Below are 24,050 nucleotides of genomic sequence, written 5' to 3' on the forward strand. Positions count from 1 at the left end.
GGGCCCCGCTGGTACGATCCTTGATGGGATGGCTCTATGCCACCTGAGGCTGGGCTCGGTCGGCGGCGGGCTGAGCTGCCACGTCCTTGCGGTCGACGGTCACGCTCGCCTGCCGCCCCATGATCTCCAGCAGCACCACCACGCGGTCGCCCGCCTTGTCGTGCTGGTAGAGCCCCTTGAAGCCATCCAGGTAGCCGCCGCTGATCTGCACGGGCTGTCCGCGGCGCCAGGCGGGTAGGGTGTCTTCGACGGGCTCGATGACGCCGCCGATGCTGCCTGCCTTGGTGATGAGGGCCTCCACGAAGCCGGGCGGGGCGAATACAGGCCGACCGAACTCGGGCACGCCCATGACCGCGATGAGGTTGGGCACGGCGGAGCGCAGGGCGTGCCAGGAAGCATGGGGCTCGATGGCGCAGGCGAACATGTAGCCCGGGAAGAACGGGCGGATCACGTCGTCCTTGCGGGGGCGACGATCGATGATGCGGGGCCAGTGGACCTCAAAGCCTTCGCGCCGGACGCCGATGCGGACGCGCGCCCCGTCATCTGCGCGGTGGTGGATGACGATCCAGTTCGGCGTAAGCGGCAGCAGCGAGGGCAGTTGCTGCCTTTCGCTGCGCGCGGGGCTGGATGGCCCGGCGATGGGTGGCGTTGCCCCGGCCTGACCAGCGGCAATCCAGACCCCACGGGATGGGTCTGCAGCAGATGCGGCGAGGAGGTCAAGGGAATTCGTCATGGCCATCACGCGACCCTCCCTTCCAGGCCAGTCTGCTCGCCCTGCCCCACCTGAGCCGCGATCTTGGCGAGGCTCATGGCGATGCGCTCCAGGGCCTCGACTTGGCGAATGCGGAGATGGTGCTCGGATGGGGTGGGCGTTGCGGGCATGGCCGTCAGCCCAGCCGCGCGGAGCGAGGCGATGATGGCTTCAGTCTCTTGGCTCATACGGGGCCTCCTGGCGGTTCTGAGTGGGTTCCGGGCGCTGCGGTAGCGCCGTGGTGCTGAGACGGCCCTGGCGCCCCGCCGGAAGGGCCGCGCTGGAGCGTTCGGCGAGCGCCGGCATCATCGCCTCGCCTGGGCGCGCTAGGGGCCGTCCTGGCGGCCCTGGGCGAGCGGCGGCGGGTAGGCGCCGGCAGCGTCGGCCAGGCGCCGCACGAGGCCGGCCAGGCGGTCGCGCTCGGCATCCAGCAGGTGGGACAGGCGGCGGGCGTATTCGAGGTCGTAGGGGTTGGCGCCGAGCTTGGCGGCGCGTTCGGCGGCAGCGCGCGCTTGGTTGGCGTGGGGCGCGATGGCGTCGAGCATGGTGCGGGCGGCGACCCATGCCGCGAGGTCGGCGGCGGCGGTCATGCGAGCACCTGTGCGGGCCTGTCCCGGCCCGTCCCGGTGGTGGGACATAAGCGGGACAGCGCAAACCCGCGGGAATCTGCGGTTTGTCCCGTCTGTCCCACTTGTCCCGCTAAAATAAAAATAGAGCTACATGCGTGCGCACGCATAAGAGCGTGTTCCCAGGCGGGACAGCCGGGACAAACGGGACGCCGTTGAAATCGTTGGGTGATTCTGTCCCGGACCTGTCCCGGTTCGGGGTGGCGCGGGACAAATGGCGGATTTCCGCCAAATGCGCGGAGTGCGGCGCGGGCGGGCTTGATCATGCCTCATCCTCCAGGATCGAGGAAAGGGGGATGACGAGCGCCTTGTCCTTGTGGGCGGGGGTGAAGCGGACCTCCTTGCCGCGCCACGCGCCCGGGACGCGCGCGAGGGTGGCGAGCCAGCCCCCGCTCCAGGGGGTGCCGCGGAACAATCCGGCGATGACGGTGGAGCGGTTGCCTATGACCAGGTTGTTGTCCATGACGCGCATGCCCATGCGCCTGAGCTGCGCGTCGGCGTCGCGACGGTCGATGGTGTCGTCGCCTCCAAAGGATGGTCGGCAGGCGCCGACAAGCTCCGAGATCGTCAGGTTGTCGGTTCGGCCGTTCACGGTGCGGCGCATGCCCTCGCACTGCATCAGGTGGGCCAGGGCGCGCTGCCATTCTGGCGTGGCCTTTGCCTCAGCGGCGGCGTTGCGGATCCACTCGCGACTGGCGACGATCTTGGCGGCGGCCTCGGGGGTGAGCTGACTCTGATCCACCAGGGCCATCTGGCAGGCGAGAATGGTGCCCAGCGTGTCGCCTACTCGGCGGCCAGCCCCGGTACGAGCGATGGCGTCGGCGAGAGCCTCGGTGTTGGCGCGCACGGTGGGGATCATGGCCAGCAGGCGCGCCAGCATGCGGCCGGCCATGTTGGGCACGCTGGCCTCGGCGTGGGCGATCTTGAGGGCGTCGAACTGGTCGGGGTTGCCTTCGACCAAGGCCACCGTGACGAACCGCGATTCGTCGGCGCCCTGGGTCAGGCCGGCATTGATGCTCGACATGAAGAAGCTGCCGCGCACGATGAACCGATTGTAGCCGCCATCCTTGGTGCCTTTGAGGATGGGCGGCGATCCTTCGGTGCTGGCCTGCCGCGCGAGGTTGAGCACGAGCTGGATCCGGGCGGCGTCCACCTCGGTCTGCGTCTCGGCCTCCTCGAACAGCACCGGACGCGCATCGAGGCCCAGCGCGCCGCGAATGCCGGATTCGGTCGTGTTGCCCTGCGCCATGAGCGCCAGGTTGCCCAGGATGGGGGTGACGATGTTGTTGAATACCCACGATTTGCCCTGACCGAAATCGGAGAGCAGCCACATGTGCGGCCGCCACATCAGCGCGCCGCCGATCAGCGCCGAGACCACCCAGCCGGCGAAGAAGCTGCCGTCGCGCGTGGGGTCTTCCCACGACACGGCGCGGCACATGGCGAGGAACTTCTTGCCCTCGTCATCGGTCAGCGGCTCGCCAAGGGTCACGGTCAGTGGGCGGCCCTGCTCGTAGATGAAGCGCGACTTGATATCCGTCAGCGCCGCCTCGGCGCCATCGACGAGAAGGAGATCGCCGAGGTGCATCACGCTGCGGCCGGCATCGAGCCACACGCCGCGGCCGCGCACCCTGTCCGGGTCATAGACGCCGGCCCGGTAGCACGCGCGGATGAGCTCGTTGGCGACCCAGCGGGCGTTGAAGCCCTCCTTGCTGGCGAAATTGCTCTCGAACCAGTTCACGTCGGCGAGCTTCAGCAGCTGGCCGTGGCTGGAGAGATCCTTGGCGCTCATCGCGATGACCTGCCGGCCCTCCTTTGTGTAGAGAAAGAAGCGGTCGCGGTCGTAGCCCAGGCAGTAGAAGGGCCACTCGGCCTCGGGTGGCGCCTGCGCCGGCTCAGGCCGCGACTGCGGCGCCACCTGCGCTCGTGCCGACTGGAACATGTCCTGGAGGACCATGTCGTCAGGCATCATCGGTTGCCTCCGCGGCTGCCGGCGCGCGCAGCGCGGCACCCTTGAAAATCTCGTCCAGCGTGACCGGCTTCAGCACCGGGATGCCGCGCATATCGATGAGGCGCGCGATGCGGTGGGCGGCCTGGCCGAAGCGGCATTGCCAGCGCACCATCCCCAGGGAGATAAGGTCATCGCCGCGCTGGGTGCGGTCATCGAGGATCCACTCGCCGGAGCGGGTATCGACGGCGGTGATACGGGTGGCGTCGTGCAGCATGAGCCACACCTCGGCATCGCGGATGCTGCGGTTCAGCGGGGCCGCCTCGGCGCGCCAGGATGTGCGGCAGTCCTCGATGCAGCGGTCGCGGATGTCTTGAGCGCGCGGCGGGAACCACTCGGCTATGGCGCGGGCCGAAGGGATGCGGAGGTATTCCGGCTGCCACCACACGATGTCGCCCCGGCGGGCGGTGGCCAGCAGATCGGTGAAGCCCATGCCGGCCAGGGCACGCACCAGGCGCGCGGGATCGAGCAGCGCCCACTCGGTGACGATGGGCCAGTAGGGCGGCGGGCCTGATGGGGCGGGACGGGCGCTGGCGGTGGTCACACCAGCACCCGCTGCGGCAGCCCCAGGACCATGCGCGCCTGCTCTGGGCTGCGCGCCACGCCGCCGATGCCCCCGGCCGCCTCGACCACGGCGAGCCACTGGCGCTGCTCCGGCGTGACGGGGTGCGTGCCGCCGGGGACCTTTACCTCCAGCGACGCGATTTGCGCGAAGCGCTGGCCCACCATCTCGGGGGTGATGATGATGGACTTCCAGCCGATGAGGTCGCTGGATCCAGGGAACAGACCGAAGGACACGCGGCGCGGGTCGCCGAGGGTAATCCAGCCCGGCCCCTCGCGCAGCTTTTTGCCCTGCCATCCGCTGCCGACGTTGTTGCGAAACAGCCGCAGATCCTGCTCGCGGCCGAGCGCCAGGCGGATATCCTGGAGGGTCGGGGTTTCGCTCAAAGGAGGCGCTCCTTCGGCTGCTCGGCGCGGATGCGCGCGATCTGGTCGAGCTTCGCCTGGTCGCCGCGCAGGCGGGCCGTGTGCTCGACTGGCCCGTATTTGTCGGTCAGCACCGCGCCCGCTTTGATGGCCAGGGCCTTCTTGCGCAGGCTGATGTCGAAGTGCACCCAGGAGGCGTTCGGCGGTTCCTGAATCCACCGATGGGACACACCGATGCGCAGGGCCATGGCGAGGAGCTCGCCGCGGGTGTCGGCCCACATGTGGCACATGACCATGCGCCCAAAGGAATGCCGCACGTCATCGACGTAGACCGTCATGCTCCGGCCCCCACCAGCACCAGGGCCTGGCTGGGTCGCGTGGCGGCTTTCTGCGCTGCCTCGCGCGCCCGACGGCGCTGTTGCGCGGCCAGATGGTTCGCCGCAGCCTCGGGGCTGGGCTTGCGGCCCTTCTGCGCTGCGCTGATCTTCGCCCGCGTCTCCGCTGATCTCGGGCGGCCAGTGCGCTGGGCGCTCCACATGGCGCTGAGAGCGGCCTTTTCCTCGGCGGGCTTGTCGGCCCAGGCTCGCCGCTGCGCTTCACGCTCTGCCTCGGTCCGCACCCGGCGGCGCTGCGCTTCGCTCATGTTCGCGCGCGCCTCGGCAGAGACGGCCTTGCCTTGCTTCGCTGCGCTCATCTTCGCCTTGGTCTCATCGCTATGCCGCTTGCCGACGGCCATCTGCCCGACACGCTTCCGCACCTCGGGGGCGATGCTGCGGGCGGCTTCGCTCATCTTCTTGCGCGCCTCGATCGAATGCGGAGGGCGGCGTTTCGAGGCGGCGCTGAGAAGCGCGCGCGTTTCGGGCGATCTCGCGCGGGCGATGGCCGCGAACTTAGCCCGAACCTCGGGAGAGCGCGCGGGGTCTCCGGCGCCGCCCGCGGTAGTGTTTGTCAGGTTGGCCCCCTCGGCGCGGTATCGGGCGATCCATGCGCACTCAAGGTCGGCCCAGCCAGCGCAGCAGCAGCGGTCCACCTCGGCGATTTTCGGGCGCAGGCCTTCTGCGTTAAGCGCCCTGATCCAGTTGGCAGTGTGCGTCTTGGCCTTGCGAACCAGGGCAAGGGAGACGTGCCCCGAGAGGCGCGCGGAAAGCGTCTTGATGGTCTTCCCGACATACCGGACAGCGCCATCGCGAGGGTCCGTCAGCACATAAATGCGGGTGATTTTCATGCTTGCAGCGCCGCCTGGCGCTGCTGTTGCCGTTGCTGGCGCTGGTGCCACACCCAGCCCCTCTTGTATCCACGCGCCTTCGCGATCGCGGTCAGATCGGCATCGCTGGCCGCAGCCAGCACCTTGGACAGCGGCAGATGCTTCCCGAACCGGTTGGTCAGCTCGTCGGTCACATCGGACAGATCGCCAGCGACCTGCTCGATTTCGCGCGCCTTCACCGGGAATTCAAAGCCGCATTCGGGGCATGCCGGCCGTGGCGTGAAAACCGCGAAGCAGTTGGTGCATTGCCGCGCCGGCGGCGTCTCGTCGCTGGCCTTCTTCTTCTTTGTCCGCCCTTGCAGACTCCATTCGCGCGGCATCTCTGGCGGGCCGTGGCGCAGGGTGTTTCCCGCGTGGTCCAAGACAGTCAGGTGGGTCTTGCCCGGCGCAGGACGGAGCCCGCGGCCCACCTGCTGGACATACAGGCCGAGCGACTTGGTGGGTCGCAGCAGGATCACCGCGGAGACGGCAGGAACATCAAGCCCTTCGCTGATCAGGTCGCAGCTGCAAAGGACCTGGACGGCCCCGGTGCCGAGCCCCTTGATGGCGGCGTCGCGTTCCGAGGCGAGCGAAGATCCCGAGGCGGCAACGGCGCGGAAGCCTGCAGCGCGGAAGGCCTCCGCCATTCTCTCCGCATGCGCGACGCTGGGGCTGAACAGGATGGCCGGCTGGCCGGGAACGTGGCGGCGGTAATGCTCTACGGCGTCGCCAACCAGCTTCGGCGTGGCCATGGCGTCGGACAAGGCGGAGGCATCATAATCGCCGCCTTTGGTCCGGACGCCGGACAGGTCTGGCGCCTCGGCCGGGGCGAAAATCTTGGCGGGGGTGAGGAAGCCGCCGGCAACCAGATGGGCGACCGTGGGGCCCATCACCATGGCGTCGAAACAGCCGCCGGCCTCCACGCCCAGGCCGCGACCGTCGAGGCGCTCCGGTGTGGCAGTGACGCCGAGCAGCAGCGCGTTCGGATAGGCAGCGGCCACCGTGACCCACTGGCCGGCGACGGCGTGATGGGCCTCGTCCACCACGATCAGGTCAAAGGGCACCACGCCGGACGCGATGCGCCGCGCCAGGGTCTGGACACTGGCGACCTGAACCAGATCGCGCTTGGGCGTGAAGCCCGGGGCGATGATGCCATGAGACACGCCGGCGGCGGTCAGCTTGTCGCTGGCCTGCCGGATCAGCTCCTTGCGATGGGCTAGGATCAGCACGCGCTTCCCCCGCGCGGCGGCGCCAGCGGCGATGTAACTGAAGATGACCGTCTTGCCCGCCCCGGTCGGCGCGACCAGCAGCGGCGCCCGGGCGCCGGCACGGTAGGCCTGGCGCACCCGTTCGACGGCGTCGTCCTGATAGGGTCGAAGCTGGATTGCGCTCATCGTTGCGCGACCTCCATCGCCAGCTTCATGCGGATGGCTCGCCCGAAGCTCTCCGGCTCGGCTTCGAGGGTGAATCCTCCAGCCGGCCCGGTGACATTGGCGCGGAACCACGCGGCGACTTCCGGCTCGATTGGCGTCACGATGGCCAGCGCGTTGATCTCGACGCCATAGCCCGCGACCTCGGCGACCGCGCCGTGCATCTCAGCGTCACCGCCGCTGTGCCGGCCGTCGCCCGAGATATCGACCACGCGGCGCTCGGCCTGGCAGGGGGCGGCTCGGAACTCGGCGTGCGCGGCGCGGAGGGCAGCGGCCATATTGGTGGTACCGGCCTCGGGGCGCTGGGCCTGGCGCAACGCCTCGGCGGCAGCGCGGGCATTGGCGGCGCTGGTCAGGACGCGCCACGGCAGCACGACGTGCTGGCCGGTGCCCCACATGATCGCGGAGACGGCCAGACCGTCGCGGGCCGCGGAGATGACGGCGGGGCTGTTCAGGGCGTCGGCGGTGGCGTCACGCTGCAGCTCGTAGTGCGGCAGGGAGACTGAGCCGGACACGTCTATGGCGAGGACGAGGGCGATGGCGCAGGGGGTCATGCCTGCCCCTCACAAATCCGGGCAGGCGCGCCGGCCGCGCGCCCCCCAGTTGAGCCATGCGCGCCAGGGATACAGGGGGGCCGCGCCGGCAGCCGCGCACCGCAGCGCAGGAGCGCGGCCGGGCGATGTGCGGGATTCGGGCTCATGCGTCGAAGACGCCAGCAGCCAGGCGCGCGGCCTGAACCGCGTCCTCGCGCCGCGCGTGGCGCTTGATCTGGGCCGGGTTGATGGCGGCGCTGCGCCAGATGCCGTCCGGCGGCTGCACTGCGATGGCGATGACGCGGCCGTCGCGGCGCACCTCGTAGAGGTGGGGCTCATCGATGATGGCGGTCATCGGCTCATCGCCTTCGTCGCCGGCGGTGCGCCATTGCTCTGAGCCTCCGCGCGCAGCCCCTCAGCACGCGAATCAGCCATCGCAGGATCGCGTGTGGCATCCAGGTATCGCTCCAGCGTGAAGGCCATGCGCTCGCAGGCGGCGGCCATTTTCAGAAGGGTCAGGGCAGACGGGGTGAACCGGCCTGAAACCCAGGACTGCGCGGTTGCGACGGGCGCATTTGCGGCGCGGGCGACGTGCTTGGCGGTGTTCTTCGGATAGGCGTCACGGAACAGCGAGCGGAGGATGCTCGTATCCGTCGTTGTGGCGCTCATTGGCGGGTGTCTCCATGCTGCGGTGCATGCGAGGCACCAGCAGCGAGAGAGAGGGCGGGAAGGCCGGCGGGAGCGGGGGAACGCTCACCGCCGGCCGGACGCGCGCTGAAGGGGGAGGACAGCGCGCGGACGGGGTTGGGCCTCGCCAGCGCCACGCCGTAGCGCAACAGGCTTGCCAGGCGCGGCGCGTAGGGGCGCAGGAGGGCGGCGAGCGCGCGCATCACGCCGCGTCCACCGGGTGCCGCGTCGGCAGGTCCGCCGGATCACGGCGCGCCGCCTGGGCGGCGGCGTGCTGGACAGCGTCGGGCTGGGGCTCAGCAGGATGATCCCGCATGAAAGCCTCCGCTCGCTCAATGGACGACAAGGACACCTGCCCGCGACGGAGCCGCCCGAGCCATTTGTGATCGCGAATAGCCATCAGGCTGAACTGCCTGTCGCTGAGGCCGTGCAGGCGCTGGAAGGCGTCGATCTGCTGGATCAGGCTTTGGCGCGTGGTCATGCGCCCGATGATGGGAGATTTTTCGCCCGGCCGCAAGGGGATACTTCTCCCGTGCAGCGGGAGGCAGGTTGGGGAATATTCCCCCGCATGAGCACGACAGATCCCCTGCGCGAGGCGATCCGCGAGTTTTTGGCCGAGACCGGAATGGCGGAGCGTGAGCTGTCGCTGAAGGCTGGGATCAACGAAAAGGCGGTGAACCAGATCCTGGCGGGAAAATCTCGACACCCGCGAAGCGACACGGTTCAGGCCCTGGCGCAGGCCATGGGAAGGCCGATCGCATCCCTGATGTCCCTTCCCGCGGGCGTGGTGCGGGGCGCGCAGAACCTGCGTCCGAAGCCCTTGGTGGAGGCGGAAATTCCGCGGCCAGCGCAGTCAAGGACGGTATCGATAGCGGAGTTCGATGTGCGGCCGCAGGCCGGGGGCGGTGGAGAGATGCCGGAGCTGGATGGCGAGGGCGGCCACGCGGTGGTGGCCCACTGGTCCATGCCAAGCGATTACCTTCGTGCCTTCGTGGCTGCTCCCGACCAGGTGCGAATCGTCCGCGTGGCCGGCGACAGCATGGAGCCGGAATACCCCGCTGGAGAGCGCGTGGCGGTCGATACGTCGCACCGCTTGCCGTCACCGCCAGGCGTCTATGTCCTCTGGGATGGCTATGGGCTGGTGCTGAAGCGGGTCGAGCTCCTGATGGGGAGCGCCCCGGCCAAGCTGAGGATTTCAAGCATAAACCCCGCCTATCCTCCCTATGAGCGCCTGCTTTCCGAGGTGCATATCAACGGGCGCGTCATAGGAAAGTGGCAGTGGAAGTGAAGAACCGGCGCCTGCCGTTGGGCGTGCTTAAAGAAGGCGAGGTCGTGAGTCCGAGCGCAGCACCACCCAGCGCCGGGCAGCTTGGCCTGATAGAGATCTGCCGGATCTGGCAGTCGCTTGAAGCCGATGATCGGCGGGGGTTGCTGCTGGTGGCCCGCCAACTGTCGAAGATCGGCAGATAAAGAAGCTGCAGCGCCGACGCACGGCCCCGCGGGACTGATCCGCGCACACCCCGCGCGCCGCTACCCTCGCCCCCGTGGTCACAATTACCGGCAGCCAACGAGCATCGGCGCGTCGGGTGAAATTGCGTCCCGACCGGGAGAAGTTTCCCCTTGCACTGCACCGCTGAATGGGAGATATTTCACCCGTCCAGAGGGAGCCTCCCATGTCATCCACCACCCCCGCCGTCGAGACCCCTTCCCCGCCCGGCTATGATACCGTCACCGCCGGTCGCGCCGACGGCACCACCCCGACCATTCACCGCGTGCCGCAGCAGCCGCTCTTTCGAAACCTGATCCAGGCGCTCGGCGAGACCGCGCTCAATGCCTCGGACCGGGGCGACAATGCCGGCTTCACCCGCGCCATGGCCTATCGCGAGGCGGTGCGCCGGCTGTCCGAGCGCTGGGACGCGGGCGAGCCGAGCCCGACCCGCACGGCCAAGAAGGGCGATGCTGCCCTGGGCGGTGCGGCATGAGCGCGCACCCCGTCAGCCAGCCCCTCCGCAGCCCGGCACAGCGCGCGCAGATCGCCACCATCCGCCAGGGCATCGATGCGGACCACCCGCTGTCCCGCGTGCTGGAGGAGATCGAGGCCGCGGCGCACGATCCGCTGCGCTGGGACGGCCCGACGCTGGCCGCAGTCGGCGAGCTGCTGACCCTTGGCTCAGGCCTGGTCGATGAGTGGTTTGACGGCGCCGGCGAGCGCGCCTTCGGCGACCGCGTGGACGTGGCGATGATCGGGAGGGCCGCATGAGCGCCCCCGCCACGACGGCGCCGGCCGTTGCCGCCCCGCCGCCCGCCCTCGCCGCCCGGCTGGTGGACCCCGCGCAGCCCGGCTCCCTCGACCTGCTGCAGGTGCTGCACGGCACGGTGGTGGCCATGGTGGCATCCGACCGGCCGGACCTCAGCGCCCGACAGCTCGGCGTCTTCCTGACCGTCTATCTGGAAGATGGGCCGCACACCGTGCGCGGCCTGGCCGCGACGCTGAACGTCAGCAAGCCCGCCCTCACCCGGGCCCTGGACCGGCTGGGCGAGCTCGACCTGGCCCGCCGCCGCGTGGACCCCATGGACCGGCGCAGAGTGCTGGTGCAGCGGACCCTGAAGGGCGCGCAGTTCCTTGGTGATCTGCGCGGGATGCTGAACCGGGCGGCGGAGGGCGGTCGATGACCGCGATCCAACGGCCGCTGGTTCTCGTCGTCGGCTGGCGCGGCGAGGCGATCCGGGCGCGCGACGCGCTGATGCAGCGCGCTCGCGAAAGCCACCGGCGCGGCCAAAGCGTGGACGCCGGGCGCCATCTGGCCGAGGCGCGGCTGGCACACCGAGCAGCGATGCTCGGACTGCTGCGGAGGGCAGCGGCATGAACGCGATCCCGGACGGGCCGCCGCGGCTCGCCATGTGCGACGTGACCGGGTTCGTGCTGCCGGCGCAGCGCGGCCCCGATGCTCTGGGCCGCGCCGCCATTGGCATAGATGCCGCACTGATGCGGCTGTTCCCCGAGGGGCCGATCGGTGGCGGCACGGGCGTGGACGATGCCTGGCGCCAGCTTCGGGTGGCGCTGGGCCTGGAGGTGCGGCGGTGACCCGCCCCGGCCTGGCCATCTCCCCCCAGGACCGCGACGAGGATCGCGGGCTGTGGAACGCGTGGCACGTCGGCTGCCTCACGCTCAGCGCCAGCCTCGGCTGGTTCATCGGGGACAAGCTGATCGCCGGCGCATCCTGGGTGGTCGTGACGCTGCTTGTCGCGGCGGGTGTGCTGTGACCGCACCCGGCGCCGCGCCCCACTGCGCCTACTGCGGCAACCGTCTCGTGAAGGGCCAGGGCCGCTCCGGGCCCGACGCGCATCGCCGGTTCGCCCGCGACCACATCATGCCGCGGCCGTGGCGGGTGGCCGTCCCCTCCGGCGTGAGGGTGACGCGCCCCGCCTGCCTGACCTGCAACCAGCTGCGCGCGCTGCTCGGCCACTGCCCGGCGATGCTGTCCATCGCGAGCGCGCTTCGGAAGCGGCGTGGCTTCGCCAGTCGCGGCGAGGCGGTGCGGGTGTTGCTGCTGCCGCTGCCGGTGGGAGCGGTGTCGCCGTGAACAATTCAGGGAAGACCATCATGAGCGAGACAACCGAGATTGCCGTGGTCGAGACGCGCGCGCTGGTGCCGACGCAGGTCTATGCGCCGGGCGGTGTGCTGACGCTGGTGGAGAAGCTGGAGGCGGAGGCGCGCGCCGTGCCGGTGGACATTTCCACCGCGAAGGGTCGCGATGAGGTCAAGTCGCTGGCCTACAAGATCGCCCGCAGCAAGACGGCCCTGGACGATATGGGCAAGAAGCTGAACGAAGACGCGCGAGCGCGGATCAATGCGGTGGACGCAGACCGGCGCCTGGTGCGTGACCGGCTGGATGCCCTGAAGGATGAGGTCCGGAAGCCGCTGACCGAGTGGGAAGACGCCGAAAAGGCGCGAGTGAAGGGGCATGAGGACGCGCTCGCGGAAATTGCTGCGCTCGGGCGCCGAGAAGGCCCGATCACCGTCGAGGAAGCCCAGGCCAGGATTTCGGCCGCCAAAACGACCCATGCGGACCGAGACTGGCGCGAGTTCCGCGCCCGCGCCTTGCATCTGCGGGAGCAAACGCTCGCCAATCTGGTGCTGGCTCTGGAGCTTGCGGAGCGACAGGCTCGCGAAGCCGAGGAGCTTGCCCGCCTGCGCGCAGAGCAGGAGGAGCGCGAGCGCCAGGAGGCGGAGCGCCTGCAGGCCGAGCGCGAGGCGCGCATTGCCGAAGAGGCCGCAGAGACGGCGCGCCAGGCCGAGCGTGCCCGCGCCGAAGCGGAGGCCCGCGCAGCGCAGGAGCAGGCCGAGGTGGCCCGTCTGGCGGCCGAGCGGCAGGCCCGTGAGGCGGAACAGCGCGCCGCGGCGGCGGAGGCGAGAGCCGCCGAGGAGGCCCGCCAAGCCGAGGCCGCGCGTGTGGCCGCCGAGCAGCGGGCCGAGCGCGAGCGCCAGGCGGCCGTCGAGGCGGAGCGCCAACGGGTGGCCGAGGAGGCGGAGGCGCAGCGCCGGGCAGACGAACAGCGTGCGGCCGACCGGGCACATCGCGGGCGCATCAACAGCGGCGCCGTCGCCGCTCTCCTGGCGACCGGGGTCACCGAGGAGCAGGCGCGCGTGATCGTTACCGCGATCATCTCGGGCAGCATCCCGAACGTCAGCATCCGGTACTGAGCTATGCCGCTGCTCCCCATCCCCCCGCGCGGCGACGATTGGCACGCGCTGCGCGCCCGGCATGTGGGCGCCAGCGAGATATCCATCCTGTTCGGCTGCGCGCCGGACTACCTGCCGGGCGTCTACGCCCTGTGGCACGTCAAGGCCGGCCTGATCCCGCGCGAGGAGGTGGCGAACCAGCGCGCCGCCTGGGGGCTTTTGCTGGAGGAGGCCATCGCCGCGGGCGCAGCAGAGCGCGAAGGCTGGCAGGTTCTGCCCGGCCGGTATGCGAGCCGCGACGGCCTCGGCGCCACGCTGGATCGCATTATCGCCGAGCCTGGCCCGAACGATGAAGGCTGCACTGGCCCCGGCGTGCTTGAGCTGAAGAATGTGGACTGGATGGTCCATCGGCGCGGCTGGGACGGCGAGCCGCCGCTGCACATCCTGCTGCAGCTGCAGGCGCAGCTGGCCGCGACGGCCTTTACCTGGGGCGCGGTCGCGGCGCTAGTCGGCGGCAACGACCTGAAGGTGTGGCGCTACTCGGCGCGGCCGAAGCTGCACGCCGAAATCATGGCCCGCGTGACGCATTTCTGGCGCTCCATCCGCGAGGGCAAGCCGCCGCAGCCAGACGGCAGCGACGCGACCTATCGCGCCCTGATGGTGCTTGAACCTGAGGTTGTCGACGAGCCGGCCGACCTGAGCGCGGACAACGAGGCACCGGATCTGGCCGCCCGCTACCTGGCGGCGGCAGCGGCCGAGAAGGCCGCGAAGGCGGAGAAGGAAGAAGCCCGCAATCGCCTGCTGGAGAAGTTGGGCTCCTGCCGGTGGGGTGACACGACCGGATACCGCATTTCGCAGGCTGTCACGCCCGCGAAGGACCAGCGGCCTGCGCGCCCGGGAGAAATCATCTCTGGGCGCGCCGAGGCCCGCCGAATCATCGTGAAGGAATTGACCTGATGAACCAGATCACCAAGACGACGGAGACCCCGGAGGCCAAGCTGCGTCAGCAGCTGTCCAGCATGGCGCCGCAGTTCGCGATGGCGCTGCCCAGCCACATCAAGCCGGAGAAGCTGCAGCGCGTTGTGATGACGGTCGCGCAGCAGAACCCGGCGTTGCTCGACGCGGATCGCCGCAGCCTGCTGGGCGCCTGCCTGAAGTGCGCCGCGGATGGCCTGATCCCGGACGGGCGCGAGGCCGCGCTCGTGATGTTCAAGGACAAGGTCCAGTATATGCCGATGATGGCCGGCCTGCTGAAGCGGGCGCGGAACAGCGGCGAGATCGCGGGCGTCATCGCGCAGGTCATCTATGAGCGCGACGAGTTCATCCAGACCCCGGATGATTTCGATCACCCGATCCGCCACCGCCCTCCGGCGCTGGGTCAGGACCGCGGTAAGCCGATCGGCGCCTATGCGCTCGGCAAGCTGAAGGACGGCACCGTCGTCTCCGAGGTGATGTCGCTGTCGGAGATCGAGAAAGTGCGGCGGGTCAGCCGTGCGAGCGGGGCCGGCCCCTGGGTCCAGTGGTGGGACGAGATGGCCCGCAAGACGGTGTTCCGGCGCCTGTCCAAGTGGCTGCCGATGGACGCAGAGGATGCGGATCGCGTCGAGCAGGCCATGCGTCGGGACGATAGCCTTGGCGCGCCGCAGGGTGATGCGGACGCGGCCCGTGGCGTGATTCTGGAGGGCGAGGCGGCCGAGAGCGGCAGCAGCCGCCTGGATGCGCTGGAGGGCAGCTTGGCGCAGGCCGACGAAGACGACTTCCCCGGCACCGCCACCACGGCGCAGGGAGCCTGACCGATGCCCTGGACCGACATTCTCCCCCAGCGCGGTGTGCGCATCAGCGCCGCGCCCGGCGTCACCGTGTCCTGGCGCGTCAAGACCAAGGGCACCCCGATCATGGCCGTGACCATCGGGGCCGAGCTGGCGACGAGCCTGGGATGGGCTGCCAAGCAGCGGGTTCGCGTTCGCATGGACCGCGCGGCCGGGCTGCTGAGGTTCGACCGGACCGACGACCTGGCCCGGAGCTTTGCGCTTCATGGGACGAAGACCACGCCCGTGGTGGCTGTGAATTTCTCCCCACCGAACATGGGCGTGGACGGTCAGCAGAAGGCCACGCCTGTGCAGCATCGGGTCGAGGATGGCGGGCTGACGGTGGAGTTGCCGGGATGGGCGCGTCCTGCCGCTGCTCCCGTGCCGGCCCCAAAGACCGCGCCAATCACTGAGCGCGTCACCGGGAAGACGTTGGTGAAGTCTGCACCAGCCGTTCAACCAGACAGCCCGCTCGCCGCGCTGCCGCCGGACGACGCCGAGGAAGCGCGCCAGATGATGCGCAACGGCAAGGTCGGCGCGCGCGACTTGGCCGAGTATTTCGGCTGGCCGCAGGAGCAGTCGATTAAGGTCGCAGCGGCCATCCGGGACGAGATGGCGGCGCGGGCGCGCGGGACGGCGGCATGAACGCGATCGGTGCCCGCCTCGGCCGCCGTCGGACTCCGCTGGCGTCCAGCCAGTGGCCACTGGACGGAGGCATCACCGTCGTCCTGTTCGCCGGCCTCGGCGGCGCCTGCGCCGGGCTGGAGGAGGCAGGGTGCCCGGTCCAGGTAGCGAACAACCACGACGATGTGGCGCTCGCCGCCCATGCCGCGCTGCACCCGCACACGCGGCACGTTCGGGGCGACATCTTCGACGTGGATCCGATCGCCGCGACCAGCGGGCGGCGCGTGCGGGTGCTGTGGGCTTCGCCGGACTGCCGGGATCATTCGGTGGCGAAGGGTGGCGCGCCGCGCTCGCCGCGCGTGCGGAGCCTGCCGTGGCAGGCCTGCCGCTGGGCCGGCAAGACGCAGCCGGAGGTGATCTTCCTGGAGAATGTCCGGGAGATCCGGGGCTGGGGGCCGCTGGTCGCGAAGCGGTGCCGGCAGACCGGCCGGGTGATGAAGGCTGACGGAACCGTCGCCGCGCCAGGCGAGCGCGTGCCGGTGCGCGAGCAGATGCTGGTGCGGGACACCGCCCGCCTTGGGCGCAGCTTCCGGCGATGGGTGCGCCACCTGCGGCGCCTCGGCTACGCCTATGAGGACCGCGACCTGAACTGCGCGGACTATGGCATTCCGACCAGCCGCAGGCGCTTCTTCGCGGTGGCGCGTCGGGACGGCCTGCCGATCGCTTGGCCCGCCCGCACCCACGCGCCGCGCGAGCAAGCGAAGGCGATGGACCTGGCGCCCTGGGTGGCGGCGAGCACAATCATTGATTGGTCTCTGCCCCTGCCAAGCATCTTCGACCGCAAGCGCCCGCTGGCGCCGGCGACGGAACGGCGCATCGCCACCGGCCTGCGGCGCTTCGTGCTGGACAACCCGCAGCCCTTCCTGGTGCCGCTGACGCATAGCGGCGCCCCGCGAATCTACCCGGCCGGGTATATCCCGCTGCCGACGATCACGACGGCGCATCGCGGGGAGGTGGCGGTGGTCGCGCCGGTCATGGTGCAGACCGGCTATGGCGAGCGAGCCGGCCAGGCGCCGCGCGCGCTGGATCTGGCGCAGCCGATCGGCACCCAGGTCGGCGCCAACAAGTTCGCCATAGCCGCGGCATGGATGGCGCAGCACAACCTCGGCGCGGTGGGCGTGCGCGCCGATGCGCCGCTGTCCACCCTCACAACCGCCGGGACGCAGCAGCAGCTCGCCGCGGGCTTCCTGACGAAGTTCCAGCAGAACAGCGTGGGCCAGAAGCCGACCGCGCCATTGGACACGGTGATGGCAGGCGCCACGCGCTTTGCCGCCGTCGCGGCCTTCCTGACGAAATACTACGGCGAGGGCGGGACGGCGCAGGGTTGCGACGAAGCGCTGCACACCGTCTCGACCAAGGCCCGCTTCGGCGTCGTGACCGTGACGATCCAGGGCGAGCCCTATGTGGTCGCCGACATCGGCATGCGGATGCTCGAGCCGAGCGAGGCCGCTGCGGCGCATGAGCTGACCCTGCCGCGGGAGATCGTGGTGGACGGCCGCCGCCGGCCGCTGACGAAGACCGAGGCGATGAGGCTGATCGGCAACAGCGTTCCGAAGCGCATGGCCAGGCTGCTGGCCGAGGCGAATGTGGTTCACGCGCTGGCCGCGCCGGGGCGAAGGAGCGCGGCATGACGCAGGAAGAACGCGCGGCGCTGCTGGCGAAGGCGGAGAAGGCGACGCCGGGGCCGTGGGATACGAGCTGCGGCCCGTCCGCCGTCAGTGATATCTTTGAAGAGGGCGACTTCAACATCTACCCGCCGCTAGGCCAATTTGGCCCGGTCGCCATTGGTGCGGGCGCCCACAACGCCGCCTTCATCGCCGCCGCCGATCCGACCACGGTGAAGGCCCTGCTCGCCGCGCTGGATGCGGCGCGCGAAGAATGCCTGCGGACGGGCCGGCTGCTGAATGCGGACCTGCAGCACCAGATGGCCGAGCGCGACGAAGCCCGCGCTGAGCTCGCCGCCGCGCAGGCGGAGATCGCGCGGCTGCGGGAGGCGCTGGAGCGATACGGGGAACGGTATTGCGAAGGCTGGTGCCACGACGGCGGAGCTGGATGCTTTACGGATTGCGGAGGCTGCGAGGCTTGGGCCGCCCTTGCATCGCCGGGCGCGGGAGACGGCGCATGACGGACACGAGCAGCGCCGCCATCGAGCGGCTGGCGAGATGCTACGACCTGGAAGCGGCGCGCTTCGCCCCCGGCATGCCGGGTCAGGTGCACAAGCAAGAGACCGCCGCCACCCTCCGCGCCCTCGCGGCCGAGCGGGACGCGCTGCGGGCGGCGCTGGTCGCGGCGCGGCAAACGATCCTCGACCTGAAGCCCATGGCTGATGTCGAGGGCAGCGATGATGACTGGGTTGGCGACATAGACGCCGCCCTCGCACGCATCCCCGCGCAGCCCGCCGCGCAGGCCGGGGAGGGCGTGTGATGGGCGAGATCGTAATCAAGAAATGGCGCTGCGACCGGTGCCACGCCATCCACGACAACAAGCCGCATGTTGTGGAGACTGTCGAGGTTTCGGCCCACGAATACCTTGAATGGGCTGTCGGCGAACTGATGGTGTGGAAGGAGATGTGCCAAACCTGCAACTGGACGGTCAGGAGGGAACTACGCGCCATGCTCGCGTCGGCAAAGGCCGCGCAGGCCGGGGAGCCGGACGCATGACCGCGATGCAGCCCGGCGCGGGCGACCTGTTTGACACACCGCGCCATCATGCCGGCAATCGCGTTCTGGCCAGGTCCGCTGGCAGCCAAGGGACGGCCGTGTTTGGCGGTCCGCTCGATTGCTACCGCTACCGTCTCGGGCGCCGCTGGGGCGAAGGGCCGTCAGTGCTGTTCGTTATGATGAACCCCAGCACAGCGAGCGCCGAAGCCGACGACGCGACCATTGCCAAGGTCACAAAGTTCGCCAAGCGATGGGGCTTCGGCGGGCTGCTGATCGGAAACGTCCACGCTTACCGCTGCACGGATCAGGCGCGGCTTGTGGAGGCGTCTGACCCAATCGGCCCCGACAACGACCGCCATTTGCGGGAGATGGCGGCGGAGGCAATTCAAATCGTGATGGCCTACGGCACGCCGAAGATTGTCCCTCTGCGGCAGCACGGCCCAGAGGTCGCCCGGATGCTGATACGCGACGGGCACAAGTTGTATGCGCTGCGTGTCAGCGCGGCCGGCATGCCATGGCATCCGCTCTACCTGCCTGGCGACACGATACCCAAGCCATGGAGCCCCGGCCCATGACCCCGATGCAGAGTGACCCCGCCGCGCCCGCGTGGCCGGATGACGTGGTGGAGGCAGTGGCGCGCGCTTTGTGCGAGGACGACGGCTATCCGCCGGACCAGATCGCCGGGCCGCCCGGATACCCGCCGCGCTGGCGCGATTATGCGCATCACGCCCGCGCAGCCCTCGCCGCCCTCGCACCGTGGATCGCAGCCAAGCGCGCTGCGGCCGAGCGGCGGGGGATCGAGCGGGCGGCAGCGGAATTCGAGCGATGCGCGCATGAAGATGGCCGAGCGGAATGCTGCGGTCGTGGCGCCGGCGGTTGGAGCTCGCATCCGCCGGAGTGCTGCGGCGACCCGGATTACGTGATCAGCGCAGATCGCGGCGCATCGGCTATCCGCGCCCTCCCGCCCTCGGACCCGGCCGCCGCGTCTGCGCTGGCCGAGCTGCTGCGGCGCGCGGTGGCGGAGGAGCGAGAGCGGATCATCGAGGCGGTTCGCGATGAGGCAGACACGACGCCATGCGACGAGGACGCCAAGGTCGTTGAGGACGTGGCCGACCTGATCGAGGCCGACTTCAACTATGAGGCAGCCGAGGCGATGAAGCGTGTTCGCGAAGGCGAGGACGAAGCCGCGATCAAAGCGCGCGGCGATGGAGGCGCGGCATGAGCGACCCTCTCCGCACCGCCCTGGACGCTGCGGCGCTGGCGATGATGACGCCGGCGGACCGCATGCACGCCGAGCAGTTCCACGGCGGTAAGCCGGGGCCCGGGCATAGGGCGCAGGCGGCGCTGGGAATTGCTGCGTTTCAGCGGGCGCTGCCGCCATGCTGGCACATGGACAAGCCGCGCGAAGAAATCGCCGCCGCAGTGGAGCGCGCAGCCCATGACTGACCAGTCTACCTCCGCCGCCGAACGCAGCGCAGGCGCGCCACCGGTCGATCATGAGATGCGGTGCTGCGTGTGCGGCAAGGTGCTGGGCGCCAGCTACGCGGCTCGGGTGGGGCCGCCGTTGATGCAGGTTTGCAGCAAGCAGTGCGCCGGGATGGCGCCGTTCGGGAGGGTGCAACGATGACCGTGCTTGCTGACGCCCTTCGCTCTGCCGGCTTTTCCACTGCCACTGAGCGCCTCGCGAGGCTTGCTCGCAAGATTGCCGCTACCGACTGGCCGATAACGCCGCCTGTCGCCTGGACGGACCACGTTGCCGCGCTGCGGCTTAAGGAGGTCGCTTTGTCTGCTGTGAAATCTAACCCACGCAATTGGGACGGCGCCCGCGACGCTTTGTTCAAGGCAGTCCGCGCGGACCCATCGCTGCTGTGGGAAATGGTCGCGCCGTTCCGTAACCAGGCTGCGCAGATGGTGCTTACCGCTGCCGCCACGGAGATGCGGCGCGAAGAGTTGGCCCGTCAGGGCCAGGGGGCGGGCCATACAAGATCCGACTACCAAGCCGGTCATGCCCGCCCCTCAACCAACGCCCCCGCAAAGGGGCAAGGCGGCTCCGGCCATCGAGGCGCTGGCAACCATGAACAGATTGCCGGGGCCGCCGCCATTACCGCCGCCGTCAAGCGGTCGCTGCTGGACACGTTCCTTGTGAACGGCCAGCCTATCGGCAACCTGACGCCGCGCGAAGCTGACGCATGGGCTGCCAGTCGCGAGCGCGATGCGCGCTTCGTGCGGCGCCTGACAGAGAACTTGCCGCCGGATCAGCCGATCCGCGCCTTCCGCACGGCGGAGGATGCAGAACGCATCTATCAGGATGCGGAGGCGACCCATGCTTGACCAGATCGCGGAGCGGCCTAGCCGTAGCCGCGTGCGCCGTCCGGCCATTGTATCGGTGTCAACCAGACATGGATTGCCGGACGGCGCGACAATTTCAGAGATCGGGGGCCAAGTTAGCTCTGTTGGCCATACCAACTGTGCCCCCGTCGGAGAGGGCCATCGAACTGATGGCGACCATACCACCAGTGCCCTCTCCGACACATGCGCGGCGCTAAAGGCGCTGCAACGCAAGCGACGGTTCTGCATCGTCTCGCAGAGCCGTTGCGACCGATCCTGCGAGGCCTTCATCGCGTCCATGCTCGGCTACCGGGCAGATCAGGACGAGACGGCGCGCAAGGCGGTCTGGCAACAAGCTTCGGCCATTCGCAAGATGGTCGAGGGAGGCGGAGGCGGCCATAGTCATAGTGAAGACCAGTGGCGGCATGCCCTCTCCGCCTCCACCCCCATCATCCTGCAAAGCGCCGCCGCGCGCGCTGGGTGGGACAAGCTGCGCGCCGAATGCGAGCGCGACATGCGCCGCCTCGCCAAGACGCTCCCGGTCTATGGTTGGGCGCAGCAGGTGCGCGGCTTCGGTGACCTAGGCCTGGCGATCGTCATCGGCGAGACGGGCGACCTGAGCCTGTATGCGACCAAGGAACGGGTGTGGAAGCGCCTTGGCCTGGCGGTCATCGAAGGCTTCCGGCAGTCGCGGCGTAGCGACGTTGAGCAAGCTGCAGCGCATGGGTTCAACCCCAAGCGCCGGGCCGAAATATGGGCGATCGCAGACGCGATGTTCCGGCACCAGTGGCGGGGCGCCAAGGAAGACGCGCCGCCCCACGCTCTCGGCCCCTACGGGGAGGCCTACGCACGCCGGAAGGCAGGGACGGAGGCGCGCGAGTGGACCCCGAAGCACCGGGATAATGATGCCCGCCGGATCATGACCAAGCAGTTGGTTGAGGATCTGTGGCGGGAATGGAGGAAGGCCAATGGCTAACTCCGTGAGCAGCCTGCCCCCGCCACCTCTCACCCCGGAGGCACTTGCGAACCGCTGGGATTGCAAGCCGGACCACATCCGAGCACTGTGCCGACAGGGCCGGCTGCGCCACTTTTCGGTTGGGCGGCAGGTCCGCATCCCCCAAGACGCAGCACTGGAATACGAATCCCGATGCGGGAAAAGCTCTACCGAGGCTGGTGGTATGCGGTCTGGCGCGAAGACGGCAGGACACACCGCCGTGCTCTCCGCACCCAGGATCATGATGCCGCCAAGCGGGCGCTGAAAGACTATGCCGCAAGCCTCGCCGCGCCAAAGGACACCGTCGCCGGGATCTACGCCGCCTACCTGGCGGACAAAGGGACGGAGCGCGCCAGATGGGCGTGGGTGCGGCTTGAGCCGCACTTCGGGCACATGAGGCCAGACCAGATTGGCAGGCCCGCCAGCCGGGCATACAGGGCCGCCAGGGAGACGGAGGGCGCCGGCGTTGGCACCATCCATACCGAGATGACCTATCTCCGCGCCGCTCTGCGCTGGCACGACAAGGCCACCCCGGCCGTGGTCGAGCTGCCGCGGAAGCCGGCGCCGAAGTCCCGGCACATCACCCGGGAGGAATACGATCGCCTAGTTGATGCGGCGAAGTCCGCCCACGTCCGACTCTTCATAATCCTGGCGCTGGCGACCGCCGGCCGCATGGCGGCGGTGTTAGAACTAAAGTGGGAACAGGTTGACTTGGTGGCTGGCATCGTCCGGCTTGGCGACGGAACCCGTATGCGGAAGGGCCGGGCGACGGTGCCTCTGACCACCCGCGCCGTCGCTGCCATGGCGGAGGCCGCCACCGCCAGAACTAGCGAATACGTGATCGAGTGGGGCGGGGGGAAGGTCGGGAAGATCCGCAAGGGCTTTGCCGCCGCGGCCGAGGCGGCGGGGCTGCCGTGGGTCACGCCGCACGTCCTGCGCCACACTGCCGCTGTCTGGATGGCTGAGCGCGGCGTGCCGATGGCGGAGATCGGCCAGTTTCTTGGCCATTCGGACGAGCGGACGACCTATAGGATCTATGCCCGCTTTAGCCCGCACTACCTGCGCGGAGCTGCGAGCGCGCTGGAATGAAGCAATCCTGCCAGCCGAGCACTGTGCGTTTGGGGTGCAGCCAAAAAAAACCCCCTGGTTTCCCAGGGGGTTACGCCGCTTCCAATTGGTCGGAGTGAGAGGATTCGAACCTCCGGCCCCTGCGTCCCGAACACAGTGCTCTACCAGGCTGAGCTACACTCCGGCGGGTTGCGGCGAGGCGCGGGGTATAGCGAAGCCCCCGGCTCGCGGCAAGCGGGGGGCCGGCCGGGAACCGGATGCGACCGCCGAATTTTCGGCGGTCGGCGCGCAGCGCCCCATCCAGGCCTGGCCGCCAGCCTTACCTCCGCGCCAAAAAATGACCCAGCGCGACATCGCGCGGCGGAATGCACCCTAAACGGCAACAACGGCAAGTCGATTGAAAAATCTCCGCCATCACACCATTCTGCCAAGCGAAACGGCCAGACCAACCGGATAATTTGCCCCATTGCGTCATGCTGCGCCCCGCCGCAGGCTGCGGGCCCCGACCGCGACGCTGGAGACGCTTGCATGGCCCCTCGACCGGGCACCCTGCCGCAGAGGCCCCCGGCCCTGCGCCAGCCGATCGATGCCGCCGCGTGAACGGGCTGGCCTGGGGCCTTGCCGCCCTCATTCTGCTCGGCCTGCTCGGCGCAGCCTGGGAAGGCTGGGCGAGCGCCCGGGAAAGGCGGCGCGTGGCGCGCCAGGGCAGCTTCGTGCAGCTGGACGAGACGCTGATCCACGTGGCGTTGCAGGGGCGCCGTCGCAGCATCGACCAGCCCGTGGTGGTAATGGATGGCGGGCTGACCAATGGCAGCCTGGCCTGGCCCGCCGTAGTGCAGGCGCTGGGGCCGGATTGGCTGGTGCTGACCTTCGACCGCGCCGGACATCTCTGGAGCACCCCGGCCAGGGGACCGCGCGATGCCGAGGCGAACCTGGCCGACCAGCGCGCCGTGCTCGCCGCGCTGCACCTGGCGCCGCCCTGGCTGCTGGTGACCCATTCCTATTCCGGCCATATCGCCCGGCTGCATGCGGCGCGGCACCCCGAGGAGGTGGCCGGGCTGGTGCTGGTGGAGACGATCCCGGCGCCGCTGGCGCGCAGCGTGGTGCATTCCGGCTTCGCCCGCAGCCTGCGTTGGAAGCTGCCGGCGGCGCGCTTCGGAATCTGGCGGCTGTGGCGCCTGCGCCAGGGCCTGCCACCCTTGCCCGAGGCGGTGGCGCCCGACACCATGGTGGCGGCCTGGACCCGGCTGTCCCAGTCGCACCAGGATCTGCAGGCGACCCGGGCGGAGCTGGCCAGCTTCGTCGCCGATACAGGCGCGGTGGACGCCGCGCCGCCGCCGCCGCAGCCCTGCATCGTGCTGGCCTCCACCCGCGGGGCGGTGGCGGTGACGGCCGGGCTGACGGAGGCCGAGGCGCATGACCAGGCCCTGGCCGCCCAGCGCGACCTGGCGGCGCGCCTGCCGCGCGGCGAATTGCGGGTGACCGCCGAGTCGGATCACGAGATTCCCTGGAACCTGCCCGGGATGGTGGCCCAGGCCATCCAGGACGTGGCGGCGCGGGCCAGGCCAGCGCCGGGCTGAACACCAGCCGGGGGGCGCAATCGGCCGCTTCCATGCTATATC

Annotated in this window: 38 protein-coding genes and 1 tRNA gene; 25 read left to right on the plus strand and 14 right to left on the minus strand. The window is 69.7% G+C overall.

The window, feature by feature from the left end:
- Nucleotides 1-34 precede the first annotated feature (34 nt).
- The 13 genes from nusG to J3S20_RS23630 all read right to left on the minus strand — a co-directional run bounded on the left by nusG (nt 35) and on the right by J3S20_RS23630 (nt 8,683).
- Nucleotides 35-739: a transcription termination/antitermination protein NusG gene (nusG, locus tag J3S20_RS23570; RefSeq protein WP_216839170.1), complete on the minus strand. Its 705-nt coding sequence runs from the start codon at nt 737-739 to the stop codon at nt 35-37.
- Nucleotides 739-939 (minus strand): hypothetical protein, encoded by a 201-nt coding sequence (locus J3S20_RS23575; protein WP_216839171.1) that lies wholly within the window; start codon nt 937-939, stop codon nt 739-741. The genes nusG and J3S20_RS23575 overlap by 1 nt, the downstream gene beginning before the upstream one ends.
- 138 nt (nt 940-1,077) lie before the next feature.
- Nucleotides 1,078-1,341 (minus strand): hypothetical protein, encoded by a 264-nt coding sequence (locus J3S20_RS23580; RefSeq protein ID WP_216839173.1) that lies wholly within the window; start codon nt 1,339-1,341, stop codon nt 1,078-1,080.
- Nucleotides 1,342-1,639: 298 nt separating this feature from the next.
- On the minus strand, nt 1,640-3,346 hold the full coding sequence (locus J3S20_RS23585) for a hypothetical protein (RefSeq protein WP_216839175.1): 1,707 nt from the start codon (nt 3,344-3,346) through the stop codon (nt 1,640-1,642).
- A complete protein-coding gene (locus J3S20_RS23590) occupies nt 3,336-3,926 on the minus strand; it encodes a hypothetical protein (RefSeq protein ID WP_216839177.1) in 591 nt (196 codons plus the stop codon). The genes J3S20_RS23585 and J3S20_RS23590 overlap by 11 nt, the downstream gene beginning before the upstream one ends.
- Nucleotides 3,923-4,330: a VRR-NUC domain-containing protein gene (locus J3S20_RS23595; protein ID WP_216839179.1), complete on the minus strand. Its 408-nt coding sequence runs from the start codon at nt 4,328-4,330 to the stop codon at nt 3,923-3,925. The genes J3S20_RS23590 and J3S20_RS23595 overlap by 4 nt, the downstream gene beginning before the upstream one ends.
- Nucleotides 4,327-4,647: a DUF4031 domain-containing protein gene (locus tag J3S20_RS23600; RefSeq protein WP_216839181.1), complete on the minus strand. Its 321-nt coding sequence runs from the start codon at nt 4,645-4,647 to the stop codon at nt 4,327-4,329. The genes J3S20_RS23595 and J3S20_RS23600 overlap by 4 nt, the downstream gene beginning before the upstream one ends.
- The gene (locus J3S20_RS23605; protein ID WP_216839183.1) at nt 4,644-5,534 is read right to left on the minus strand and encodes an NUMOD3 domain-containing DNA-binding protein; all 891 of its coding nucleotides are present in this window, start codon (nt 5,532-5,534) and stop codon (nt 4,644-4,646) included. The genes J3S20_RS23600 and J3S20_RS23605 overlap by 4 nt, the downstream gene beginning before the upstream one ends.
- Nucleotides 5,531-6,946: a DEAD/DEAH box helicase gene (locus tag J3S20_RS23610; RefSeq protein WP_216839185.1), complete on the minus strand. Its 1,416-nt coding sequence runs from the start codon at nt 6,944-6,946 to the stop codon at nt 5,531-5,533. The genes J3S20_RS23605 and J3S20_RS23610 overlap by 4 nt, the downstream gene beginning before the upstream one ends.
- The gene (locus tag J3S20_RS23615; protein ID WP_216839187.1) at nt 6,943-7,536 is read right to left on the minus strand and encodes a DUF1194 domain-containing protein; all 594 of its coding nucleotides are present in this window, start codon (nt 7,534-7,536) and stop codon (nt 6,943-6,945) included. The genes J3S20_RS23610 and J3S20_RS23615 overlap by 4 nt, the downstream gene beginning before the upstream one ends.
- Before the next feature lie 142 nt (nt 7,537-7,678).
- Nucleotides 7,679-7,870, minus strand: coding sequence for a hypothetical protein (locus J3S20_RS23620; RefSeq protein ID WP_216839189.1), 192 nt, complete (start codon nt 7,868-7,870; stop codon nt 7,679-7,681).
- Nucleotides 7,867-8,184 (minus strand): hypothetical protein, encoded by a 318-nt coding sequence (locus J3S20_RS23625; RefSeq protein WP_216839192.1) that lies wholly within the window; start codon nt 8,182-8,184, stop codon nt 7,867-7,869. Before J3S20_RS23625 ends, J3S20_RS23620 begins: the two co-directional genes overlap by 4 nt.
- A 220-nt stretch (nt 8,185-8,404) precedes the next feature.
- Nucleotides 8,405-8,683: a hypothetical protein gene (locus J3S20_RS23630; RefSeq protein ID WP_216839194.1), complete on the minus strand. Its 279-nt coding sequence runs from the start codon at nt 8,681-8,683 to the stop codon at nt 8,405-8,407.
- Nucleotides 8,684-8,770: 87 nt separating this feature from the next.
- Between J3S20_RS23630 and J3S20_RS23635 the strand changes: the two genes are divergently transcribed.
- The 24 genes from J3S20_RS23635 (at nt 8,771) to J3S20_RS30475 (ending at nt 22,449) form a co-directional block, all read left to right on the plus strand.
- Nucleotides 8,771-9,490 carry a LexA family transcriptional regulator gene (locus tag J3S20_RS23635; RefSeq protein WP_216839197.1) on the plus strand — a complete coding sequence of 240 codons (720 nt, stop codon included), beginning with the start codon at nt 8,771-8,773 and terminating at the stop codon, nt 9,488-9,490.
- Nucleotides 9,481-9,672, plus strand: a complete 192-nt coding sequence (locus tag J3S20_RS23640) for a hypothetical protein (RefSeq protein WP_216839199.1) — start codon at nt 9,481-9,483, stop codon at nt 9,670-9,672. The genes J3S20_RS23635 and J3S20_RS23640 overlap by 10 nt, the downstream gene beginning before the upstream one ends.
- Before the next feature lie 203 nt (nt 9,673-9,875).
- Nucleotides 9,876-10,184 (plus strand): hypothetical protein, encoded by a 309-nt coding sequence (locus J3S20_RS23645; protein WP_216839201.1) that lies wholly within the window; start codon nt 9,876-9,878, stop codon nt 10,182-10,184.
- On the plus strand, nt 10,181-10,462 hold the full coding sequence (locus J3S20_RS23650) for a hypothetical protein (protein ID WP_216839203.1): 282 nt from the start codon (nt 10,181-10,183) through the stop codon (nt 10,460-10,462). Before J3S20_RS23645 ends, J3S20_RS23650 begins: the two co-directional genes overlap by 4 nt.
- A gap of 125 nt (nt 10,463-10,587) precedes the next feature.
- Nucleotides 10,588-10,875: a MarR family transcriptional regulator gene (locus J3S20_RS23655; protein ID WP_246603218.1), complete on the plus strand. Its 288-nt coding sequence runs from the start codon at nt 10,588-10,590 to the stop codon at nt 10,873-10,875.
- Entirely contained in the window at nt 10,872-11,069 is a 198-nt protein-coding gene (locus J3S20_RS23660) for a hypothetical protein (RefSeq protein ID WP_216839207.1), read from the plus strand. The genes J3S20_RS23655 and J3S20_RS23660 overlap by 4 nt, the downstream gene beginning before the upstream one ends.
- On the plus strand, nt 11,066-11,287 hold the full coding sequence (locus tag J3S20_RS23665; RefSeq protein WP_216839209.1) for a hypothetical protein: 222 nt from the start codon (nt 11,066-11,068) through the stop codon (nt 11,285-11,287). The genes J3S20_RS23660 and J3S20_RS23665 overlap by 4 nt, the downstream gene beginning before the upstream one ends.
- Complete coding sequence (locus J3S20_RS23670; RefSeq protein WP_216839211.1) at nt 11,284-11,466, plus strand: hypothetical protein; 183 nt, start codon at nt 11,284-11,286, stop codon at nt 11,464-11,466. Before J3S20_RS23665 ends, J3S20_RS23670 begins: the two co-directional genes overlap by 4 nt.
- Nucleotides 11,463-11,786, plus strand: coding sequence for a hypothetical protein (locus J3S20_RS23675; RefSeq protein WP_216839213.1), 324 nt, complete (start codon nt 11,463-11,465; stop codon nt 11,784-11,786). The genes J3S20_RS23670 and J3S20_RS23675 overlap by 4 nt, the downstream gene beginning before the upstream one ends.
- A 20-nt stretch (nt 11,787-11,806) precedes the next feature.
- A complete protein-coding gene (locus tag J3S20_RS23680) occupies nt 11,807-12,907 on the plus strand; it encodes a coiled-coil domain-containing protein (protein ID WP_216839215.1) in 1,101 nt (366 codons plus the stop codon).
- Between the two features lie 3 nt (nt 12,908-12,910).
- Nucleotides 12,911-13,843 carry a YqaJ viral recombinase family protein gene (locus J3S20_RS23685; protein WP_216839217.1) on the plus strand — a complete coding sequence of 311 codons (933 nt, stop codon included), beginning with the start codon at nt 12,911-12,913 and terminating at the stop codon, nt 13,841-13,843.
- A complete protein-coding gene (locus J3S20_RS23690; protein WP_216839219.1) occupies nt 13,843-14,679 on the plus strand; it encodes a recombinase RecT in 837 nt (278 codons plus the stop codon). Before J3S20_RS23685 ends, J3S20_RS23690 begins: the two co-directional genes overlap by 1 nt.
- A 3-nt stretch (nt 14,680-14,682) precedes the next feature.
- Nucleotides 14,683-15,339, plus strand: a complete 657-nt coding sequence (locus J3S20_RS23695) for a hypothetical protein (protein ID WP_216839221.1) — start codon at nt 14,683-14,685, stop codon at nt 15,337-15,339.
- Nucleotides 15,336-17,009 (plus strand): DNA cytosine methyltransferase, encoded by a 1,674-nt coding sequence (locus J3S20_RS23700; RefSeq protein WP_216839224.1) that lies wholly within the window; start codon nt 15,336-15,338, stop codon nt 17,007-17,009. The genes J3S20_RS23695 and J3S20_RS23700 overlap by 4 nt, the downstream gene beginning before the upstream one ends.
- A complete protein-coding gene (locus J3S20_RS23705; protein WP_216839226.1) occupies nt 17,006-17,503 on the plus strand; it encodes an ead/Ea22-like family protein in 498 nt (165 codons plus the stop codon). The genes J3S20_RS23700 and J3S20_RS23705 overlap by 4 nt, the downstream gene beginning before the upstream one ends.
- The gene (locus tag J3S20_RS23710) at nt 17,500-17,802 is read left to right on the plus strand and encodes a hypothetical protein (protein WP_216839228.1); all 303 of its coding nucleotides are present in this window, start codon (nt 17,500-17,502) and stop codon (nt 17,800-17,802) included. The genes J3S20_RS23705 and J3S20_RS23710 overlap by 4 nt, the downstream gene beginning before the upstream one ends.
- On the plus strand, nt 17,802-18,038 hold the full coding sequence (locus J3S20_RS23715; RefSeq protein WP_216839230.1) for a hypothetical protein: 237 nt from the start codon (nt 17,802-17,804) through the stop codon (nt 18,036-18,038). The genes J3S20_RS23710 and J3S20_RS23715 overlap by 1 nt, the downstream gene beginning before the upstream one ends.
- Nucleotides 18,035-18,613 carry a DUF1643 domain-containing protein gene (locus J3S20_RS23720; protein ID WP_216839232.1) on the plus strand — a complete coding sequence of 193 codons (579 nt, stop codon included), beginning with the start codon at nt 18,035-18,037 and terminating at the stop codon, nt 18,611-18,613. Before J3S20_RS23715 ends, J3S20_RS23720 begins: the two co-directional genes overlap by 4 nt.
- Entirely contained in the window at nt 18,610-19,260 is a 651-nt protein-coding gene (locus J3S20_RS23725) for a hypothetical protein (RefSeq protein ID WP_216839234.1), read from the plus strand. The genes J3S20_RS23720 and J3S20_RS23725 overlap by 4 nt, the downstream gene beginning before the upstream one ends.
- Entirely contained in the window at nt 19,257-19,484 is a 228-nt protein-coding gene (locus tag J3S20_RS23730; RefSeq protein WP_216839236.1) for a hypothetical protein, read from the plus strand. Before J3S20_RS23725 ends, J3S20_RS23730 begins: the two co-directional genes overlap by 4 nt.
- A 177-nt stretch (nt 19,485-19,661) precedes the next feature.
- Complete coding sequence (locus tag J3S20_RS23735; protein ID WP_216839238.1) at nt 19,662-20,369, plus strand: hypothetical protein; 708 nt, start codon at nt 19,662-19,664, stop codon at nt 20,367-20,369.
- Nucleotides 20,370-20,664: 295 nt separating this feature from the next.
- Nucleotides 20,665-21,342, plus strand: coding sequence for a hypothetical protein (locus tag J3S20_RS23740; RefSeq protein ID WP_216839240.1), 678 nt, complete (start codon nt 20,665-20,667; stop codon nt 21,340-21,342).
- A complete protein-coding gene (locus J3S20_RS31295) occupies nt 21,335-21,625 on the plus strand; it encodes a helix-turn-helix domain-containing protein (protein WP_379793765.1) in 291 nt (96 codons plus the stop codon). The genes J3S20_RS23740 and J3S20_RS31295 overlap by 8 nt, the downstream gene beginning before the upstream one ends.
- The gene (locus J3S20_RS30475) at nt 21,514-22,449 is read left to right on the plus strand and encodes a tyrosine-type recombinase/integrase (protein ID WP_246603204.1); all 936 of its coding nucleotides are present in this window, start codon (nt 21,514-21,516) and stop codon (nt 22,447-22,449) included. Before J3S20_RS31295 ends, J3S20_RS30475 begins: the two co-directional genes overlap by 112 nt.
- A gap of 86 nt (nt 22,450-22,535) precedes the next feature.
- Here J3S20_RS30475 and J3S20_RS23755 read toward each other — a convergent pair.
- Nucleotides 22,536-22,612: transfer RNA gene (locus tag J3S20_RS23755), tRNA-Pro, on the minus strand.
- Between the two features lie 412 nt (nt 22,613-23,024).
- Here J3S20_RS23755 and J3S20_RS23760 point away from each other — a divergent pair.
- Nucleotides 23,025-24,008, plus strand: a complete 984-nt coding sequence (locus J3S20_RS23760; protein WP_216839245.1) for an alpha/beta fold hydrolase — start codon at nt 23,025-23,027, stop codon at nt 24,006-24,008.
- The last annotated feature ends 42 nt before the right edge of the window (nt 24,009-24,050 follow it).

Origin of the sequence: Falsiroseomonas tokyonensis, assembly GCF_019024325.1 — a bacterium.
Taxonomy (GTDB): Bacteria; Pseudomonadota; Alphaproteobacteria; order Acetobacterales; family Acetobacteraceae; genus Falsiroseomonas; species Falsiroseomonas tokyonensis.

Bases quoted from the DNA above. Each gene is read 5' to 3' on its own strand.
- J3S20_RS23600 (WP_216839181.1), bottom strand. From the start codon at position 4,647: ATGACGGTCTACGTCGATGACGTGCGGCATTCCTTTGGGCGCATGGTC.
- J3S20_RS23680 (WP_216839215.1), top strand. From the start codon at position 11,807: ATGAGCGAGACAACCGAGATTGCCGTGGTCGAGACGCGCGCGCTGGTG.
- J3S20_RS23645 (WP_216839201.1), top strand. From the start codon at position 9,876: ATGTCATCCACCACCCCCGCCGTCGAGACCCCTTCCCCGCCCGGCTAT.
- J3S20_RS23730 (WP_216839236.1), top strand. From the start codon at position 19,257: ATGAGCGACCCTCTCCGCACCGCCCTGGACGCTGCGGCGCTGGCGATG.
- J3S20_RS23605 (WP_216839183.1), bottom strand. From the start codon at position 5,534: ATGAAAATCACCCGCATTTATGTGCTGACGGACCCTCGCGATGGCGCT.
- J3S20_RS23630 (WP_216839194.1), bottom strand. From the start codon at position 8,683: ATGACCACGCGCCAAAGCCTGATCCAGCAGATCGACGCCTTCCAGCGC.
- J3S20_RS23650 (WP_216839203.1), top strand. From the start codon at position 10,181: ATGAGCGCGCACCCCGTCAGCCAGCCCCTCCGCAGCCCGGCACAGCGC.
- J3S20_RS23660 (WP_216839207.1), top strand. From the start codon at position 10,872: ATGACCGCGATCCAACGGCCGCTGGTTCTCGTCGTCGGCTGGCGCGGC.
- J3S20_RS23725 (WP_216839234.1), top strand. From the start codon at position 18,610: ATGACCCCGATGCAGAGTGACCCCGCCGCGCCCGCGTGGCCGGATGAC.
- J3S20_RS23585 (WP_216839175.1), bottom strand. From the start codon at position 3,346: ATGATGCCTGACGACATGGTCCTCCAGGACATGTTCCAGTCGGCACGA.
- J3S20_RS23740 (WP_216839240.1), top strand. From the start codon at position 20,665: ATGCTCGGCTACCGGGCAGATCAGGACGAGACGGCGCGCAAGGCGGTC.
- J3S20_RS23620 (WP_216839189.1), bottom strand. From the start codon at position 7,870: ATGACCGCCATCATCGATGAGCCCCACCTCTACGAGGTGCGCCGCGAC.
- J3S20_RS23610 (WP_216839185.1), bottom strand. From the start codon at position 6,946: ATGAGCGCAATCCAGCTTCGACCCTATCAGGACGACGCCGTCGAACGG.
- J3S20_RS23695 (WP_216839221.1), top strand. From the start codon at position 14,683: ATGCCCTGGACCGACATTCTCCCCCAGCGCGGTGTGCGCATCAGCGCC.
- J3S20_RS23720 (WP_216839232.1), top strand. From the start codon at position 18,035: ATGACCGCGATGCAGCCCGGCGCGGGCGACCTGTTTGACACACCGCGC.
- J3S20_RS23580 (WP_216839173.1), bottom strand. From the start codon at position 1,341: ATGACCGCCGCCGCCGACCTCGCGGCATGGGTCGCCGCCCGCACCATG.
- J3S20_RS23715 (WP_216839230.1), top strand. From the start codon at position 17,802: ATGGGCGAGATCGTAATCAAGAAATGGCGCTGCGACCGGTGCCACGCC.
- J3S20_RS23575 (WP_216839171.1), bottom strand. From the start codon at position 939: ATGAGCCAAGAGACTGAAGCCATCATCGCCTCGCTCCGCGCGGCTGGG.
- J3S20_RS23705 (WP_216839226.1), top strand. From the start codon at position 17,006: ATGACGCAGGAAGAACGCGCGGCGCTGCTGGCGAAGGCGGAGAAGGCG.
- nusG (WP_216839170.1), bottom strand. From the start codon at position 739: ATGGCCATGACGAATTCCCTTGACCTCCTCGCCGCATCTGCTGCAGAC.
- J3S20_RS23685 (WP_216839217.1), top strand. From the start codon at position 12,911: ATGCCGCTGCTCCCCATCCCCCCGCGCGGCGACGATTGGCACGCGCTG.
- J3S20_RS23655 (WP_246603218.1), top strand. From the start codon at position 10,588: ATGGTGGCATCCGACCGGCCGGACCTCAGCGCCCGACAGCTCGGCGTC.
- J3S20_RS31295 (WP_379793765.1), top strand. From the start codon at position 21,335: ATGGCTAACTCCGTGAGCAGCCTGCCCCCGCCACCTCTCACCCCGGAG.
- J3S20_RS23710 (WP_216839228.1), top strand. From the start codon at position 17,500: ATGACGGACACGAGCAGCGCCGCCATCGAGCGGCTGGCGAGATGCTAC.
- J3S20_RS23615 (WP_216839187.1), bottom strand. From the start codon at position 7,536: ATGACCCCCTGCGCCATCGCCCTCGTCCTCGCCATAGACGTGTCCGGC.
- J3S20_RS23635 (WP_216839197.1), top strand. From the start codon at position 8,771: ATGAGCACGACAGATCCCCTGCGCGAGGCGATCCGCGAGTTTTTGGCC.
- J3S20_RS23700 (WP_216839224.1), top strand. From the start codon at position 15,336: ATGAACGCGATCGGTGCCCGCCTCGGCCGCCGTCGGACTCCGCTGGCG.
- J3S20_RS23625 (WP_216839192.1), bottom strand. From the start codon at position 8,184: ATGAGCGCCACAACGACGGATACGAGCATCCTCCGCTCGCTGTTCCGT.
- J3S20_RS23735 (WP_216839238.1), top strand. From the start codon at position 19,662: ATGACCGTGCTTGCTGACGCCCTTCGCTCTGCCGGCTTTTCCACTGCC.
- J3S20_RS30475 (WP_246603204.1), top strand. From the start codon at position 21,514: ATGCGGGAAAAGCTCTACCGAGGCTGGTGGTATGCGGTCTGGCGCGAA.
- J3S20_RS23690 (WP_216839219.1), top strand. From the start codon at position 13,843: ATGAACCAGATCACCAAGACGACGGAGACCCCGGAGGCCAAGCTGCGT.
- J3S20_RS23665 (WP_216839209.1), top strand. From the start codon at position 11,066: ATGAACGCGATCCCGGACGGGCCGCCGCGGCTCGCCATGTGCGACGTG.